Source organism: Gloeobacter violaceus PCC 7421 (assembly GCF_000011385.1).
GTDB classification, from domain to species: domain Bacteria; phylum Cyanobacteriota; class Cyanobacteriia; order Gloeobacterales; family Gloeobacteraceae; genus Gloeobacter; species Gloeobacter violaceus.
The window spans coordinates 824,655-840,724 of sequence record NC_005125.1; the positions used below are offsets into that span (position 1 = coordinate 824,655).

The 16,070-nt window shown below is 62.5% G+C and carries 17 protein-coding genes; 10 read left to right on the plus strand and 7 right to left on the minus strand.

Annotation, left to right across the window (positions count from 1 at the left end):
• Window positions 1-15: 15 nt before the first annotated feature.
• Window positions 16-717 carry a tetratricopeptide repeat protein gene (locus GLL_RS04025; protein WP_011140774.1) on the plus strand — a complete coding sequence of 234 codons (702 nt, stop codon included), beginning with the start codon at window positions 16-18 and terminating at the stop codon, window positions 715-717.
• Window positions 718-1,314: 597 nt separating this feature from the next.
• Window positions 1,315-2,010, plus strand: a complete 696-nt coding sequence (locus GLL_RS04030) for a response regulator (RefSeq protein ID WP_164928601.1) — start codon at window positions 1,315-1,317, stop codon at window positions 2,008-2,010.
• Here GLL_RS04030 and GLL_RS04035 read toward each other — a convergent pair.
• Complete coding sequence (locus GLL_RS04035) at window positions 2,007-3,320, minus strand: ABC transporter permease (protein ID WP_197530116.1); 1,314 nt, start codon at window positions 3,318-3,320, stop codon at window positions 2,007-2,009. The two genes, GLL_RS04030 and GLL_RS04035, sit on opposite strands and share 4 nt — an antisense overlap.
• A gap of 13 nt (window positions 3,321-3,333) precedes the next feature.
• The gene (locus tag GLL_RS04040; protein ID WP_011140777.1) at window positions 3,334-4,680 is read right to left on the minus strand and encodes an HlyD family secretion protein; all 1,347 of its coding nucleotides are present in this window, start codon (window positions 4,678-4,680) and stop codon (window positions 3,334-3,336) included.
• Window positions 4,681-4,822: 142 nt separating this feature from the next.
• On the opposite strand from GLL_RS04040, the gene cofH reads away from it, so the two are divergent.
• Window positions 4,823-5,992 carry a 7,8-didemethyl-8-hydroxy-5-deazariboflavin synthase subunit CofH gene (gene cofH / locus GLL_RS04045; RefSeq protein WP_011140778.1) on the plus strand — a complete coding sequence of 390 codons (1,170 nt, stop codon included), beginning with the start codon at window positions 4,823-4,825 and terminating at the stop codon, window positions 5,990-5,992.
• Here cofH and GLL_RS04050 read toward each other — a convergent pair.
• Together GLL_RS04050 and GLL_RS04055 are read right to left on the minus strand one after the other, a co-directional pair.
• Complete coding sequence (locus tag GLL_RS04050) at window positions 5,929-6,519, minus strand: D-glycero-alpha-D-manno-heptose-1,7-bisphosphate 7-phosphatase (protein ID WP_011140779.1); 591 nt, start codon at window positions 6,517-6,519, stop codon at window positions 5,929-5,931. The two genes, cofH and GLL_RS04050, sit on opposite strands and share 64 nt — an antisense overlap.
• Window positions 6,512-7,357: an alpha/beta hydrolase gene (locus GLL_RS04055; protein ID WP_164928602.1), complete on the minus strand. Its 846-nt coding sequence runs from the start codon at window positions 7,355-7,357 to the stop codon at window positions 6,512-6,514. Before GLL_RS04055 ends, GLL_RS04050 begins: the two co-directional genes overlap by 8 nt.
• A 172-nt stretch (window positions 7,358-7,529) precedes the next feature.
• Between GLL_RS04055 and psbA the strand changes: the two genes are divergently transcribed.
• Window positions 7,530-8,612 carry a photosystem II q(b) protein gene (gene psbA, locus GLL_RS04060; protein ID WP_011140781.1) on the plus strand — a complete coding sequence of 361 codons (1,083 nt, stop codon included), beginning with the start codon at window positions 7,530-7,532 and terminating at the stop codon, window positions 8,610-8,612.
• 88 nt (window positions 8,613-8,700) lie between these two features.
• The gene (locus GLL_RS04065) at window positions 8,701-9,192 is read left to right on the plus strand and encodes a hypothetical protein (RefSeq protein ID WP_164928603.1); all 492 of its coding nucleotides are present in this window, start codon (window positions 8,701-8,703) and stop codon (window positions 9,190-9,192) included.
• Here GLL_RS04065 and GLL_RS04070 read toward each other — a convergent pair.
• Window positions 9,189-10,529, minus strand: a complete 1,341-nt coding sequence (locus GLL_RS04070) for an FGGY-family carbohydrate kinase (RefSeq protein ID WP_164928604.1) — start codon at window positions 10,527-10,529, stop codon at window positions 9,189-9,191. The two genes, GLL_RS04065 and GLL_RS04070, sit on opposite strands and share 4 nt — an antisense overlap.
• 46 nt (window positions 10,530-10,575) lie before the next feature.
• Here GLL_RS04070 and GLL_RS04075 point away from each other — a divergent pair, with 46 nt between their 5' ends.
• The 5 genes from GLL_RS04075 to hpf all read left to right on the plus strand — a co-directional run bounded on the left by GLL_RS04075 (window position 10,576) and on the right by hpf (window position 15,011).
• Window positions 10,576-10,893, plus strand: a complete 318-nt coding sequence (locus tag GLL_RS04075) for a DUF1825 family protein (RefSeq protein ID WP_011140784.1) — start codon at window positions 10,576-10,578, stop codon at window positions 10,891-10,893.
• A 1-nt stretch (window position 10,894) separates the two neighbouring features.
• Complete coding sequence (locus GLL_RS04080) at window positions 10,895-11,296, plus strand: Fur family transcriptional regulator (RefSeq protein ID WP_011140785.1); 402 nt, start codon at window positions 10,895-10,897, stop codon at window positions 11,294-11,296.
• Window positions 11,297-11,304: 8 nt separating this feature from the next.
• Complete coding sequence (locus GLL_RS04085; RefSeq protein ID WP_011140786.1) at window positions 11,305-12,744, plus strand: cryptochrome/photolyase family protein; 1,440 nt, start codon at window positions 11,305-11,307, stop codon at window positions 12,742-12,744.
• A 94-nt stretch (window positions 12,745-12,838) separates the two neighbouring features.
• Entirely contained in the window at window positions 12,839-14,272 is a 1,434-nt protein-coding gene (locus tag GLL_RS04090) for a hemolysin family protein (RefSeq protein ID WP_011140787.1), read from the plus strand.
• A 175-nt stretch (window positions 14,273-14,447) separates the two neighbouring features.
• Window positions 14,448-15,011 (plus strand): ribosome hibernation-promoting factor, HPF/YfiA family, encoded by a 564-nt coding sequence (hpf, locus tag GLL_RS04095; protein ID WP_011140788.1) that lies wholly within the window; start codon window positions 14,448-14,450, stop codon window positions 15,009-15,011.
• Window positions 15,012-15,029: 18 nt separating this feature from the next.
• Here hpf and rsfS read toward each other — a convergent pair whose 3' ends face one another.
• Window positions 15,030-15,407: a ribosome silencing factor gene (gene rsfS, locus GLL_RS04100; protein WP_231848373.1), complete on the minus strand. Its 378-nt coding sequence runs from the start codon at window positions 15,405-15,407 to the stop codon at window positions 15,030-15,032.
• 2 nt (window positions 15,408-15,409) lie between these two features.
• Window positions 15,410-16,009 (minus strand): bis(5'-nucleosyl)-tetraphosphatase (symmetrical) YqeK, encoded by a 600-nt coding sequence (gene yqeK, locus GLL_RS04105; RefSeq protein WP_011140790.1) that lies wholly within the window; start codon window positions 16,007-16,009, stop codon window positions 15,410-15,412.
• Window positions 16,010-16,070 lie beyond the last annotated feature (61 nt).

A 16,070-nucleotide genomic window follows, 5' to 3' on the forward strand; every position in this document is an offset into this window, starting at 1 on the left:
GGGTGCTACTCCTCTATGGGTGCAAACGCAACCATACTATCTTTGCGGCGCAACGCAAAACTGGCCCAGACCGCTCTCGGCCGCTATCTGCCGGCCGGATTGGCGCTTTTGCTGTTGGCCCTGCCCGCCACCGCCCAGAGTCTGGCGGAGCGCGAGCGCAACTGCACCGTCCAGAAGCGCGGGCTCACCGCCGGGCGCAACCGTCATCTCAACGCCTGCACCAACTACGGCTGGACATTGCACCTGGCGGGCCGCGAGGGCGAGGCGATCGCGGTACTCGCCGAGACCGCCCGCCTGGTGCCCAACGACGAGAAACCCCTCAACGCCCTGGGCGTGATTTACCTGTTTACCGAAGCATATCCCCAGGCCGTGGCGGTCAATCGCCAGGCCATCCGGCTAAAAGCCGACAACGAAATCGCCTACTACAACCTCAGCCTCGGCCTCTGGGAACTGGGGCGCTACGAGGAGGCCGCCCGCGCCGCCCGCGAAGCCGCCCGCCTCGATCCGCGAAATCCCCATCCAAAAGTGGCCGTTGCCATCGCCGAGGCGCGGGCCGGCCGCTTCGAGCTCGCCCGGCAAGCCTACCGCGAAGCTATCGGCCTCGACCGCCGCTACCGTCGCCCCGCCTACCTTGAGCAGCTCAGGCGCTCGGACTTTAGCGTCCGGCAGGTGACAGCGGCCCGCGCCGTTCTCAAGTCCCTCGGCAATTCCGGTTAGCAAAGTTGGGCAGTACACCGCTTTTGTGACAATGGAATGTATCAAACGTGTCAACGGAAAAGTATCATCGACCAGAGCGTTTGACTCTCGCAGGAGCGAGTCCGGCGATGTACGTGGTTTTACGGGATATTGATTGACGCTTGCGTAGGTGTACCCAAGAAAAGCAGTGAAACACCACTTCTTCAACCATCCTGTTTCTCCGCAATTTAGTACTTTTCACTATTGCCTCATCTTTCAGGCAGCAGCATACTGTTAGCAAGAACAAGCTGATAAACTGCATATTTGATTGATGACAGGAGAAGCACAAGGTGTTTCAGTCCCAATCGGGCAGGCACTACCTAGTGATTATCCCTGAGCTTTCCTGGGAACGTTTTCTCTCTGTATCGGGTGCATTCTAGGGCCAGTAGGAGATTTGTGCCGGTTGCGAGTTGGTCGCCATCCCACAGCGAAGCTGCGGCACATACCGGGTTGTCACTCCTCTCAAGTCGATACCCTTCCGTCGTTGCGTGGTTTTCACACCGCCGCCACTGCGGAGGTGCGATGCCGATCGGGCATTCGAACCTTCGAGCGGCCGTCAAAACCGAGGTCAGGTGCACAGTGACAAACAACACATCTGTTCAGACCCGTATTCTGGTCGTCGACGACCAGGCTGTGATGCGCCGGGGCTTTTGCAGCATGCTGCGCCTGGCGGATCACCCATTTGCCGTCGAGGAAGCGGCCGACGGCATCCAGGCGTTGCAGCAGTTCGAGCAACTGCGGCCCGACTTGGTGCTGCTGGACGTCGGATTGCCTGGGGTGAGCGGCATCGAGGTGGCTCGCCGCATCCACAGCCTCGAGCCGCTGGCCAAAATTTTGATGGTGAGCGAACTGGAGGAGGATTTCCTGCAGGCATTTCGGGTCGATGCCCGCGGTTGTCTGCTCAAGAGCGTCGAGGCGCAGGAATTGCTCAATGCCGTGGGTCTGGTGCTCTCCGGGTACCTGGTTTTCGGCAAGGCGATTGTGCGGCTGATCTTTGAGCACGCCTACTTGCCCGAAGAACCGCGCAAGCCGGGAAAACTCGCCATCAGCCTTACCAAAAGGGAGCAGGAGATCCTGGGGCTGATTGCCCAGGAATATACCAACTCCGAAATTGCCAAGCACCTCTACATCAGCCCCCGCACGGTCGATTCCCACCGTGCCCGGTTGATGCAGAAGTTGGGCACGCGCAACACCGCGGGCCTGGTGCGCATCGCCGTTCAGCAGGGTTTGCTGCAGGAGCCGACTGCGGAGTTGCGGGCCTACTACGGCACTTAATCGGCGCGCAGGGCGGCGATCGGGTCGAGCCGGGCCGCCTGCCGGGCCGGGTAGACCCCAAAAAAGACGCCGATGGCCACGCACACCCCCAGCGAAAGCGCGATCGACTCGGCGGCGACGCTCGTCTGCCAGCCGAGCGTGGCGCTCACCGCCCAGGCGGCGGCCACCCCGAGGCCGATCCCCAACAGGCCGCCGCTCGCCGCAAGCACCACCGCTTCGATCAAAAACTGCCGGAGGATATCGCCCGAGCGCGCGCCGATCGCCTTGCGGATGCCGATTTCGCGGGTGCGCTCGCTGACTGAGACGAGCATGATGTTCATGATCCCGATGCCGCCCACCACCAACGAGATGGCCGCGGTGACTCCAAGCAGGATCGTGAAGATGCCAGTGACGCTGTTGGAGGCTTCGACCAGGTCGGCCTGGGTGCGGATGAAAAAGTCGTCCACCCGTGGCGGCACGATCTTGTGGCGCAATCGCAGCAAGTTGGTGATCTGAAACTGGGCGGCGTCGATCTGATCGCCGCTTTCGGCCGAAACGGCGACGTTGTTCAGCGCTATGCCGCTCAGGGAGTTGACCCCCACGATGCGGCCGGCCATGGTCGTCAGCGGCAGCACGATCTGATCGTCTTGATCGCGAAACTGGGTGGCGCCCTTGTATTCGAGGGTGCCAATCACCAGAAAATCTTCGCCGCGGATGCGGATGCTCTTGCCCAGGGCACTCCGGGAATCGAGGCCCAACTCGTCGACGACCGTCTGGCCGAGGACGGCCACTTTTGCCGATTGATCCAGTTCGATCTGGTTAAAGAAGCGGCCGGTGAGCGGCAGAAAGTCGCGGACTTTGACGTAGGAAGGTGTGGTGCCCACCAGGTTGGTGTTGGTGTTGGCCCCGGCGAAGGTGGCCTGGGCGCGGCCGTTGAGCTGTGGTGCCACATCCTCGACCGCCTGGGCGGTGGCGGCGATCGCTTTCGCGTCATCCCAGGTGAGGGTGGTGGCCGTGCCTGCCCCCTGGGAGGCGCCGGGGGTACCGCCGAAGCTGGCCGCACCGTTTTGGACGAAGATCAAGTTGGAGCCCAGGGATTTGAGCTGGGCCTCCGTCTGGGCCTGGGCGCCCCGGCCGATGGCCACCATCGCGATCACCGCCGCAATGCCGATAATCACCCCGAGCATCGTGAGGGCCGAGCGCAACTTGTTGGCGAGCAGCGATCCCCAGGCCAGCTGGATGGTCTCGATGAGGTCGAGGCCGCCCCGGCGGGCGGGGGGCGAACCGTTGCCCAAAGACAGGGTGACGGGCGTTTGCTGTTTGAGTTCCATGGCGGAATCGGTCCTATCGGGGGGCACGGGTAGAACGGCCGGCGCCGGGGCCGCCCAGGGGGGAGCTGTTGCTCACGGGCCGGTCGTTGGGTTTGCGGCCGCCCGGGAAGGTGATGTAGACCCGGTCCCCTTCGGCGAGGCCGCCGATCACCTGGGTCTGGGTGCCGACGGTGGCACCGATTTCGATGGGCTTGAAGCGCGGCTTCTCACCGCCGGGCAGGTAGACGCCGTTGCGCCCCGCCTCACTGACCACCGCCGTGGTCGGGATGAGCAGGGCGTCCTTGCGCTCGCCGACTCTAAAGACCGCCGTCAGGTTCATGCCCGACTTGAGCAGGCGGCGGTCGGGATCGGTGATCCGCACGCGCACCTCGAAGCTGGTGACGTTCTGGACGACGACCGCTTCGGGGGCCACCAGGCGGACCTGGCCTTTGAAGCTGCGTCCCGGGTAAGCGTCCACCTGCAGCGTCACGGACTGGCCGGGGTAGATATTGCGCACGTCCGATTCGGCGACGCTCGCCACCGCCTCCAGTTCGCCCGCCATCGCCAGGATCGACGAGGAGGTGGCGGAGGAGGTGGCGCTCGCCGAGGTGGTCGGGGTAACAAACGAGCCGGGGTTGGCAAATTTTTGGGTGATCACGCCGGCAAAGGGCGCCCGGATGGCCGTGTCGTTCACCTGGGTCTGGATCGTTTTGAGGGCGCCCTCGGCCTGGAGCACCTGGGCGCGGGCGGTGTCGATATCCTCCGGGCGAAACCCCGCCTTCGACAGGTCCGCCTGCTGGCGCAGCGCACCGATGCGCGCCTGGAGCGATTCGTATTGCGAGCGGCTGACGTCGAGGGCATTGCGGCTCACCGCGCCGGAGGCGAACAACTGCGCGTTGCTCTCGTAGGTGGAGCGGGCGCCGATCAGCTGCGCCTCGGCGTCGCGCAGGTTCTGCTCGGCCTGGCGAATTTCCTGGGTGCGGTTGCCCGCCTGCAACTTGCGCAAGTTGGCCTGGGCGGCGGCGAGGGTGCCCTGGGCCTGCAACAGCTGCCCCTGCAGGTCGGTATTGTCCATGCGGGCGAGAACCTGGCCTTTTTTGACCGCCTGACCCTGATCGACGTACAGCGCCGCGAGCCGGCCCGGTTGCTTGGGGGAGATGTTGACTGGGGTGAGGGGCTTGACGATCCCCGCCGCCGAGACCGAGAGGACGACATCTTCGCGCACCACCGGAGCGGTCTGACGGGCGAGTTCCTGGGCGCGCTCGGCGGGTTGTTCGGCGCGGCCGAAGAGCAACCAGGCGGTAGTCAGGGCCGCAAGGACCACCCCGGCGATAATCAGCCAGTTGAGGCGCCGGTCGCGTTTTTTGGAGATGACTGCCATGCAATGCGCTGGGGGAATGGATTAAAGATCAAGACACCCCGAGTCCTTCGGGGGTTCGTCCGACGATCCCATCTTGGCAGTTTTCGCCCGGCCGCCGCTGCTCGCCCGTAACATGGTTTTGATCCGCCTTCGCTTGAGATCTATGCGCGATTGGAAACGGTTGCACGCCACCCTCGATGCTGCCCGGGAAGGCCGGGAGATGACGGTGCCCGAGGCGGCCTTCTTGCTCGGCCAGACCGACCCGGCGGCCCGCGAGCTTGTCCGCTCGGCCGCCGACCGCCTGCGCGCCGAGCTGGTGGGTGAGCGGGTGAGCTACGTGATCAACCGCAACATCAACTTCTCGAACATCTGTGTTCAGCACTGTTCGTTTTGCGCCTTCCGGCGCGACGCGCAGGAAGCGGGAGCCTACAGCCTCGACTTTGCCCACATCCTGCAGAAGACTGCCGAAGCGGTCGCCTCGGGCGCCACCGAGATCTGCATGCAGGGCGGTCTCAACCCGGCGGTGCGCGGTGCGGGCGGCCGGGTGCTCGACTATTATCTGCAACTGGTAGATGCGATCAAAGCGCCTTTTCCCCGCATTCACCTGCACGCCTTTTCGCCGCAGGAGTCGTTTTTTATCGCCCGCGAGGACCGGCTGCCCATCGAGACGGTGCTCGCCGAACTGCGCGCCGCCGGGGTCGATTCGATGCCCGGCACGGCGGCGGAGGTGCTCCACGAGCCGGTGCGCCGCCGCCTCTGCCCGGAAAAGCTCAGTACCCTCGCCTGGGTGCGCACGGTCGAAGCCGCCCACCGCACCGGTTTGCCGATGACCAGCACGATGCTGTCGGGCCACATCGAGACGGCTATGCACCGGGCCATTCACCTCGGCGTGCTGCGCACCATCCAGAAGCGTACCGGTGGGTTCACCGAATTTGTGCTCCTGCCCTACGTCGGACTTGCCGCCCCCCGCGCCCTGCGCGCCCGCGTCGGGCGCGATCAGCCGGAACTGGCGGACGCGCTGCTCACCCAGGCGGTGGCGCGCCTATTTTTTGGGCGCTCACTCGTCAATCACCAACCCAGTTGGGTGAAGCTCGGCCTGGAGGGGGCGGGCGAAGCGCTGCGCTGGGGGTGCAACGACATCGGCGGCACCCTGATGGAGGAGCACATCACCTCGATGGCCGGAGCCCGGGGCGGCACCTGTCAGACGCCCGAGGCTTTACGCGCAGCCGTCTTTCAGGCCGAACGCACCGCGTACCAGCGAGACACGCTCTACCAGGAAGTGGCCGCAGAAAGTATCCAGCCGGCCGCATCGCTCAAGTCCGCCGCCAGATAATCCGGCTCGACGGTGTACTGGTAGCTGCCCGAACGCACTTGCTCCCCAAAGCCTGTCTGCACCAGAATGCCCCGGCAGCCGGCGTTGCGGGCCAGGTCGATATCGGTGGCTTTATCGCCGACCATGAAACTGGCCGAGAGATCCAGACCGAATCGCCAGGCCGCCGCCACGAGCATGCCCGTATTCGGCTTGCGCCAGGTGGACCAGTGGCTGTAACCCGCGTGGGTGCCGCCCTCGGTTGGGCTGAGGGTCGGCGCATAGAGCATCCGCTCGAGAGCGGCCCCCGCCTCCGCCGCGAGCAACGTCGCGAGTCGCTCGTGCAGGGCATCGACGTGGCTTGGCGGGTAGTACCCGCGCGCCGGTCCCGACTGATTGGAGACCAGCACCGTGAACATACCTGCGTCGTTGAGCCTGCGCACCGCCTTTGCCACACCGGGGATCAACTCCAGATCCGCAAGCCGGTGCAGATAGCCCCGCTCCTGGTTGAGCACACCGTCGCGATCGAGAAAAACCGCCTGCCTAAGCACCCGGCCATCTCTCCCGCAGCCAACCGGTAATCTCGCCCGTCACCTCGGCACTGCGCCGCTCGTGCAACAGATCGTGCAGTTGATCGTCGTACCAGTGGAGGGTTCGATCGCCCGGGAGGCGGTCGTAAAAAGCCTGTGCCCCCCGCGCATCGACGATGCGATCAAAAGCAGTGGCAAGAATGAGCGTTGGAATAGCCAACCGGGGAGCCAGGCGCAGGCATTGTGCCCCCGCCTTGTGCAATTCCACCACCAGACGGGGCCGGGTGGTACCGTCGATGAGCGGATCGGCGGCAATCTGCTGCTGCTCAAGGGGGCAGTTGGTCACCGCGGCCGGATTGTAGCCCGATGCGACGATTCGCTGTGGAAACAGCCAGCTTCCCAGGTACGCAAAAACCTTCGCAAGACCCCGCAGGCGATTGTCGATCACAAAAGCCGGTGAGACGCAGATGAGTCCCTGGATGCGTTCGGGCCACCGCAGGGCTGCCAGTACTCCTGTCACCGCTCCCATGCTGTATCCGAGCACGACCGCGGGCCGACCGGGAAACTCCCGCCCGAGTGCTTCCAGGGCTGCTGCGATATCGGTCAGAAATTCGTCATAGGAACCGATCCGGGAGCGCGCTCCGTCGGAAAGCCCCTGACCGCGAGGATCCAGTCCCCAGGTCTGCCAGCCGCAGGCGGCCAGCCCGGCGGCCAGTTGGCCGTAGCGACCGCCGTGTTCACCCTTGCCGGGCAACACCAATAACGTCCCAAAAGGCTCGTTCACATCCCAGCGAGTGATGTGCAGGCGCAGGCCATCGGCAGACTTCAGATACTCGCTGGCAACGATTGAACCGGTCATCGATTGCGTTCCATAACACATGCATTATCCCATCGCCTGAGACCGGCATCATAGATAAGCGATACTGATTTGAGATATAAGCAAAAGCAAATCCGAGTGAACAATTAGAGCCTCATGAACTAATATATCGTTGTAAGGTAATAAGCCTTTGCATTATGGATTTGTCAGAACAATGACTGCAACTCTTGAACGTCGTTCTTCACAAGGGCTGTGGGACCGCTTCGCCGATTGGGTGACCTCCACCAACAACCGCTTCTACGTTGGTTGGTTCGGCGTCCTGATGATCCCCACCCTGCTTTCTGCGACGATTTGCTTCGTCGTCGCTTTTGTCGCCGCCCCGCCGGTGGACATGGACGGCATCCGCGAACCGATTTCCGGTTCGCTGCTGTACGGCAACAACATCATCACCGGGGCGGTGATCCCGTCTTCCAACGCCATCGGCCTGCACTTCTACCCAATTTGGGAAGCGGCTTCGATGGACGAGTGGCTCTACAACGGCGGCCCCTACCAGCTGGTGGTCTTCCATTTTCTCATTGGGGTGTTTTGCTACCTGGGCCGCGAGTGGGAGCTCAGCTACCGTTTGGGCCTGCGTCCGTGGATCTGCATCGCCTACAGTGCTCCTGTGGCGGCGGCGGCGGCGGTCTTCTTGATTTACCCGATTGGCCAGGGCAGCTTCAGTGACGGTATGCCGTTGGGTATTTCGGGCACGTTCAACTTCATGTTTGTTTTTCAGGCGGAGCACAACATTCTGAACCATCCTTTCCACATGCTGGGGGTGGCGGGTGTGTTCGGCGGTTCGCTGTTCAGTGCGATGCACGGTTCGCTGGTGACTTCTTCATTGATTCGTGAGACGTCGATGGAAGAGTCCCAGAACTACGGATACAAGTTTGGCCAGGAAGAGGAGACGTACAACATCATTGCGGCGCATGGTTACTTTGGCCGTTTGATTTTCCAGTACGCCAGCTTCAACAACAGCCGCAGTTTGCACTTTTTCTTGGCGGCGTGGCCGGTGATTGGGATTTGGTTCACGGCGCTGGGCATCAGTGTGATGGCGTTCAACCTGAACGGCTTCAACTTCAACAGCAGCATCGTGGATTCTCAGGGTCGTGCGATATACACGTGGGCGGACATCGTCAACCGAGCGAATTTGGGAATGGAAGTGATGCACGAGCGCAATGCTCACAACTTCCCCTTGGATTTGGCTGGAACGGAGTCGGCTCCGGTGGCGGTGGGCAACGCCGACCTCAACGGCTAATTGCTGAGCCAATTCGGACATGAAAGGGGCCCCTTCGGGGGCCTCTTTTTCGTGCCAGAATCGACCAGGACGCAGTGGAATGGTACGGATGATGCGAATTTTGGGGAAGTATTTGTGGGTGGCGGCATTGCTGGCAGCAGGAAGCGCCGTTGCGCTCGCAGATACGTACACGGACAAACTGGCGAAAGTTCAAGTGACAATCCCAGGCGATTTCAACACAACCCGGAACGGTCAGACCCTGACGGTAAGTGCCCCGGATGAAACGGTTTCGATGGTGATCGACTCGCTGGCCGAGACGGATCTCGAGGCCGCGGGCAAAGCCATCGACAAGCGTGCAGCTGAACAAGTCAGTGATCTGAAGTTCAAAGGCAGTCCCAGGAAGGTAAAGATTAACGGCCTGGCAGGAGTGACGCTCACCGGGTCGGGCACCGTGAAGACCAAAGCCGTGCGGGTCAACACCATGGCGCTGATCACACCGGCCAACCGGGTGTTCTTCGTGATCACGACTGTGAACGATGACGCCACCAAGGCGGCGGCGCCGGTGGTTCAGCAAATCCTCTCCAGCATCAAGGCGGTTTAGCCGGCCCCGCCCCAGCGCTCCAGAAACCGGCGATAGACAGCTTCGTAGGCAGCAGCCAGGGCTGCGTCCGGCAGGATCTGCCGATCCAGGCGCACCATTCGGGCCGCAGCCTGGGCGACACCCACCCCCCAGACACCGGCGGCAGCCAGGATTGCCGCTCCGAGAGCGGGCTGCACCTGGGCAGGCAGTTGCAGCTCCCGGCCCAGGACGGCGGCGCGAATGCGTAGCCAGACTTCGCTGTGGGTACCGCCCCCCACGCACAGTAAAGCCCCCTGGACCGGCATACCCAGAGCCATCAGACGCTCAAGCCCCAGGCGCTCGACAAAAGCCACTCCTTCGAGCAGTCCGGCGTAAAAGTGCGGATCTTCGGTTGGAACATCCGGTAATCCCCCGGCAAAATCGGCACCCGAGCGCGGAAAACGCTCGCCCGGTGTGGCCAGAGGATAAGCGGTCTGGCCGGTGGGGCGGTTCAAAGCTTCCGCACACCCGTTCAACTCTTCCCATTGCTCCCGGGGATAGAACTTTTCCAGAATCGCCCCACCGCAGGCGGAGGCGGCCCCGGGCAGCCACAAGCGCCCATCGGGATGGAGGTGACTGTAGACAGCACCGTCCGCACTGGCAATCTTCGCTTCGCTGACTCCCTTGAAAATGAGCGTGCTCCCGAGGCTGAGGCAGACCTGCCCGACGGCGAGGGCGCCGCTTGCGATCTGTCCCGCCACGCCGTCGGTGCAACCGGCCACCAGCTTCACGCCGCTCCCCAGACCCCATTCGGGGGCGAGGGTGCCCACCACCGTGCCGGGCCGCACGACCGCGGGCAACTGTGCGGCCGGAACACCGGCCGCCAGTGCCAGGCTCCACTTTCCTGCCGCGGGATCGTAGCCGCTTTTAAGCGCGCAGGTGTGGTCCGTCCAACCCACTTTGGCCCCGAGAGCCGTCAGCAAGTAATCGCTTGGATGGGTAAGCCGGCAATCTGTGCTCCCCTGCAATTGCCACCACAGCCAGCGGCTGAGGCCCCAACCGGCCGGGATGCCGAAGCGCGCCCCCAGCTCTGAGCCCCGCCGGTCGCTGTAGAGCCAGGCGGAGGCGATGGGGCGGCCTTTGCAGTCCGTGGGCAGGACCGTTCCGGAGGTGCTCGTGGCGCTGACGGCCAGTACCGGCCCGGGTAATTCCCTGATCAACGGCTTCCACAACTTTTCGAGCGAGGCGAGCCATTGGGCGGGATCTTGTTCACTCGCGGCCACCGGCCAGGTTTGCGAAGCCGTGGCGACAGCCAGGCCACTTCCGTCGACGGCAACCAGCCTCAAACCCGAGGTACCCAGGTCGATCCCGACGAACAACCCAGGTGCGGTAGCATGGAAGTGTGCCGATGACCCGAGAACTACCATGGGATTTTTCGATTCTGAGATCGTCCAACAAGAGGCTCGAGAATTCTATCAGGAGTACCAGGAGCTGATGCAGGTCGGCAGCAACTACGGCAAGTTCGACCGGGAAGGCAAGAAGATATTCATCGAAAAAATGGAAGAACTGCTCGACCGCCAGCGCATTATGCTCAAGCGCATGGAGTTGTCCGATGACTTCATGGCGCAGATGGCGATGAAGCAGATGTCCGATCAGCTCAACACCTTCGGCATGACGCCCCAACAGATGTTCCAGCAGATGGAATCAACCCTCGAACAGATGAAAGCCCAGATTAAGGAATGACATGCCCGCGAGAAAGCTGACCAAAGGGCAGCAGGCGGTGCTCGAAGCCCTTGCCAGTTCAAAGCGCCCCCTTTGTGCTCAAGATATCTACCTGCAACTGCGCGGGACCGAGCAGGAAGTGGGTCTTGCCACGGTTTACCGCTCGCTCGAAGCGTTGCTCGCGGACGACCGCATTCAGATCATCGACGTGCGCGACAACCAGGCCCATTATTTGATGGGGCGCGCCAACCATAGCCAGCACCATCTTATTTGTCTGAGCTGCAAACGGGTGGTTCCCCTCGATCACTGCCCGGTGAGTGCTCTCGAACAACACCTTTCCCAGGATCACGAGTTTCAGATTGCTTACCATGTGCTCGATTTTTACGGCACCTGCGGCGAGTGCCGTCAGGCTGTGGGAGCCTGAAGCGCACGATGTCTTCTATTGCGATTGTCTGGCACCGTCGGGATCTCAGAGTGCACGACAACCCTGCTCTCTGGCAGGCAAGCCGCACGGGCGGGCAGGTGCTCGCCGTTTTCATCGTCGATCCGACCATTGTCGAGCGCGATGACACCGCCCCGGCACGGATCTATTTTCTGCGCGAATCGGTGCTGGAATTGCAAAAGGCCTACCGCACCATCGGCGGCCGTCTGGCGGTGCGCGTGGGCGAGCCGGTGCAGCAACTGGTGGCCCTGGCCCAAGCCGTGGGAGCCGGGGCGGTCTATTTTAACGACGACATCGAGCCCTACGCCCGCGAGCGCGACGCACGGGCGGCAGAAGCACTCCGGGCCGCCGGGATCACCGTCCATGCCTGTGCCGAGATCTTGTTGCACCCGGCCGGGGAGGTGCTCACCGCCGCGGGGGGCAAGCCCTACACGGTCTACACGCCCTTCTGGCGGCAATGGTCCGCCAAGCCGAAGCCCAAGCCCTTCCCGACGCCTGAACGTCTCGAAGCGCCCACCGTTGAGGAGCAGTCTTTTCCGGAATTGGCGCAACTGGGCAGACCCTTCGCGGGCGAGCTGCTGGTCAGCCCGGGTGAGCAATCGGGGCTTGAGCAACTCGAAGCTTTTGCCCGCGAAGGGCTCTACCGCTACGGCGAAAGGCGGGATCTGCCCGGTTGCGACGGCACTTCCCGCTTAAGTGCACACCTCAAATTCGGGACCGTTGGCATCCGGGCGGTCTGGGCGCGCACGATGGACGCCTGGAAGCAGGCCGAGCACGATCGCGACCGGGCGGGACTGGCGGTCTGGCAGCAGGAACTGGGCTGGCGTGAATTTTACAAGTACGAGCTGTTTCACCTTCCGCAACTGGCCGGTCGTCCCTTCCGGCGCGAGTTTGAGAATTTTCAGTGGGATGAGGACCAGGAGCGCTTCGAGCGCTGGTGCCAAGGAGAGACAGGCTATCCGATCGTCGATGCGGCGATGCGTCAGCTCAATACCGTCAGTTGGATGCACAACCGCCTGCGGATGATTGTGGCCAGTTTTCTGACCAAAGATTTGCTGCTGCCCTACGGCTGGGGCGAGCGCTACTTCATGCAAAAACTGGTGGACGGCGATCTGTCGGCCAACAACGGCGGCTGGCAGTGGGCGGCCTCGGTGGGTACCGATCCCAAGCCTCTGCGGATTTTCAATCCGAGTACCCAGGCGGGCCGCTACGACCCCAAAGCCGTTTTCATCCGCCGCTGGCTGCCTGAACTGGAGGGTGTCGACACGGCGCTGTTGGTCACCTCCGAGCGCCTGCCGCCCCTGATGCGCGCCCAGCACCGCTACGCCCAGCCCATCGTCGAGCACAAGCGCCAGCAGCAAGTTTTCAAGGAGCGCTACCGCGCCGTGCGCGCCCAGCAGGCGGATCCCGGCGCAAGGGACAGCGAGTGACGGCTCACAAACGTTGGCGAATCTGCTACAACTGAAGCTAGTAGCAAGGAATATGTGCCATGGCGACCGCGTCGCCTGAGCAGCACCAGCTTTTATGGCGGAACCCCCTTTATTGTTGATGGCCGCGACGGCGGGCGAGTTGTTGCTGTCGTGGCCTGAAATGCTCTTGCGGCTGGCTGCGGTCGTCCTGCTTGTTCTGCTGAACGGGTTTTTCGTAGCCACCGAATTTTCGTTGGTCTCGGTGCGCCGCACCCGCATCGAACAGCTGGTCGAGGAGGGCGACCGCGGCGCGCTCTCGGTGCAGCGCTCCCAAAAGGACCTCGATCGCTATTTATCGGCCACCCAACTCGGGATCACGATCGCCTCGCTGGCTCTGGGCTGGATCGGCGAAGGCACGATCGCCGCCTTGATCGAGCCCATCTTGAGCGGTTTCTCGATCGCGGCCGGTTCGGCCCTCGCCCACACGATCAGCACGATTGTCGCCTTTTTGTTGATCACCTACATGCACATCGTGCTGGGGGAACTGGCTCCCAAGTCGGTGGCCATCCTCTACCCGGAGCGCACGGCACTGCTCTTCGCTTGGCCCAACGAGATTTTTTTTAAACTCTTCGCGCCGTTTTTGAGCTTTCTCAACTGGTCGTCGTGGTTGGTGCTGCGCGCCTTTGGGGTAAAGGCCAACGTCAACACCCACACCAACCCGATTGGCCCCGAGGAGTTGCAGTTGCTGATCTCTTCCTCGAGCGCGTCGGGTCTCGATAAAGGCGAGCAGGAACTGCTCGAAAATGTCTTCGAGTTCGGAGACGCGGTGGCCATCGATGTGATGGTGCCGCGCACCTCCATCGACGCGCTGCCTTTCACCGCCACCATCCAGGAGGTGCTCTTCGAGGTCTCCCGCACCGGCCACTCGCGCTACCCGCTCTACGAGGACTCCCTCGACACAATCAAGGGCCAGGTCTCGATCAAGGATGTGATCACTCCCCTGGCCAAAGGCGAAGTGCAGCCCACGGACACCGTGGGCGGTCTGGCCCGGCCGATTCTGTTTGTGCCCGAAAATAAGCGCATCAGCGAACTGCTCACCCAGATGCAGCGCGAGCGCCAGGCGATGGTGATCGTGGTGGACGAATTCGGCGGGACCGCCGGACTGCTGACGATGGAGAACCTGCTCGAAGAACTGGTGGGCAACATCACCGACGAAAGCGATCAGGCGACTCCCGACATCGTCAAACTCGACGAGCGTACCGCGATCATCCAGGCGCAGATCAACCTGGAGGAACTGAACGATTTTCTGGACCTCCAACTGCCCATCTCCGACGAGTACAAGACCCTGGGCGGCTTTGTCATGTACCAGTTGCACAAAGTCCCCGAAGCGGGCGAGCAGTTCTTCTACAACGAACTCGAATTTACGGTCCTGGAGATGGAGGGACCGCGCCTGGAGCGGGTGCGCTTGGTGTGGCGCACCCGCGAAGAGGTCGAGGCGGCGGAGCGCTCGATTGCGCGCGAAGCGCAGGCCAACGAAATCGGCAGATAAGCCTGCATATCTATTTCTTTTGCCCGCAGCAAAAATTTACCTGGGCTGTCTGTATTCGTCCAGTGGGCGAGGGTGGCGGATGCTAACGTAAATGGAACATCTCAACGTCCCGGAAACCGCGGCTCAGGAGAAAGTCGGCCGCTTCCGGGGCCTCGTGTCACCACAGGAGGCGTTTATGCAATTTGCCATCCACGGAAAGAATATCGAAGTCACCGAACCGATTCGTGACTACGTCAGTTCCAAACTGGATAAAGTGTTCGCCCACTTTGATCAGTTGACGATGGGTGTCGATGTCTATCTTTCTGTGGCACGCAATCCGCGCATTTCCCGCAGCCATTCGGCGGAGGTGACCGTCCAGGCCAGCGGTACGATCATCCGTGCCGAGGAAGAAACCGAAAATTTGTACGCCAGCATCGACCTGGTCGCCGACAAATTGCACCGGCAAATGCGCAAGTACAAAGAACGAATGCAAAAAAAACCGAAGCCCAAGACCGGTCTGGCGGTGGCCAACCAGGCGCCGATTAGTCTTCCCAATGGCGATGAGAAGGCGACGGCGCTGCCCAAAGAAGTCGTGCGCACCAAGTACTTCGCCATGCCGCCGATGAGCCCCGAGGAGGCCCTCGATCACCTGGCGCTGGTGGATCACGATTTTTTTGTCTTCCGCAACGCCGAGAGCGGTGAAATCAATGTGCTCTACGCGCGCAACCACGGCGGCTACGGCCTGATTGTGCCCAGGTAGATTCCCCCGTCGGCCCCCTCAAGGTTTGAGGGGGGCCGGGGGGAGCGCCACATCGACGCGCGGGGCGTGGCCCCAGAAAGCTTCGAGCTGATAAAATTCGCGCTCGGAGCGCAGCAGGACATGCACGATCACATCGCCGTAGTCGGCGAGCACCCAGCTGCCCTCCCCAAGCCCTTCGATGCGCACGGGCTTGCGGGCGAACTCGGTTTTGATTTTTTCTTCGACGGCGTTGCCGATGGCGCGCACTTGGGCGCGGGAGTTGCCGGTGGCAATCACAAAATAATCCGCAAGGATGGTCACCTGGCCTACTTCCAGAACGACGATATCTTCGCCTTTTCTGTCGTCGGCAGCCTGGACGGCAGCTAGAGCCAGCGGCAGGGCGCTTTGATCGATCAACGTTATAAATGCTCCTCTAAGGTGGACAACGCCCAGTTGCGGGTCAGCAGCGTGCGCGGATGAACGGCCCGACGGCTTTCGATCAGATCTAGGATAGTCTGCTCCGCCCCCAGCAGGACCGCTTCCATCAGGTTGGCTTGGGCGGCCTGGCGCACCCGGGCCACATCCTCGCCCTTGCGGGTCGGTTCGATCCAATCGGCCACGTACAGAATCTGGCTGAGCAGATCCATCTCGGCGTCGCCCAGGGTATGGTTGGCGATCGCCATGAGCACCTGGGGATCTGCTTCGCCGAAGATTTCGCGGGCGAGCCCGGCGCTGACGTCGGCGTGCAGCAGGTGGGGGGTGCGCCGCTGGATCCCATCGACGGCGATGCCGAGGCGGTCGGCTTCGAGCAAAAGCTTCTCGGGCGGAAAATATTTGGCCAGATCGTGCAGCAGCCCGGCCCGGCCGGCCCGTTCGGGCGACGCGCCGTAGCGTTCGGCCAGTGCGACGGCGGTCGATTCGACCCCGAGGATGTGTTCGATGCGCTTGGGCGGCACATGGCGGGCCAGCCATTCGAGCACCGACACCCGCCAGCTCACTTCTAACGCCGGAGTTTGCATCGCGTCGCTCTCGTCCAAAACACACCCCATTTTACCAGTCCGGCCGATGGGTGAAAAAATC

Coding starts and splice junctions, on each gene's coding strand:
- hpf (WP_011140788.1), top strand. CDS start 14,448: ATGCAATTTGCCATCCACGGAAAGAATATCGAAGTCACCGAACCGATT.
- yqeK (WP_011140790.1), bottom strand. CDS start 16,009: ATGCAAACTCCGGCGTTAGAAGTGAGCTGGCGGGTGTCGGTGCTCGAA.
- GLL_RS04065 (WP_164928603.1), top strand. CDS start 8,701: ATGATGCGAATTTTGGGGAAGTATTTGTGGGTGGCGGCATTGCTGGCA.
- GLL_RS04075 (WP_011140784.1), top strand. CDS start 10,576: ATGGGATTTTTCGATTCTGAGATCGTCCAACAAGAGGCTCGAGAATTC.
- GLL_RS04080 (WP_011140785.1), top strand. CDS start 10,895: ATGCCCGCGAGAAAGCTGACCAAAGGGCAGCAGGCGGTGCTCGAAGCC.
- GLL_RS04055 (WP_164928602.1), bottom strand. CDS start 7,357: ATGACCGGTTCAATCGTTGCCAGCGAGTATCTGAAGTCTGCCGATGGC.
- GLL_RS04085 (WP_011140786.1), top strand. CDS start 11,305: ATGTCTTCTATTGCGATTGTCTGGCACCGTCGGGATCTCAGAGTGCAC.
- psbA (WP_011140781.1), top strand. CDS start 7,530: ATGACTGCAACTCTTGAACGTCGTTCTTCACAAGGGCTGTGGGACCGC.
- GLL_RS04040 (WP_011140777.1), bottom strand. CDS start 4,680: ATGGCAGTCATCTCCAAAAAACGCGACCGGCGCCTCAACTGGCTGATT.
- GLL_RS04090 (WP_011140787.1), top strand. CDS start 12,839: ATGGCGGAACCCCCTTTATTGTTGATGGCCGCGACGGCGGGCGAGTTG.
- GLL_RS04025 (WP_011140774.1), top strand. CDS start 16: ATGGGTGCAAACGCAACCATACTATCTTTGCGGCGCAACGCAAAACTG.
- GLL_RS04035 (WP_197530116.1), bottom strand. CDS start 3,320: ATGGAACTCAAACAGCAAACGCCCGTCACCCTGTCTTTGGGCAACGGT.
- cofH (WP_011140778.1), top strand. CDS start 4,823: ATGCGCGATTGGAAACGGTTGCACGCCACCCTCGATGCTGCCCGGGAA.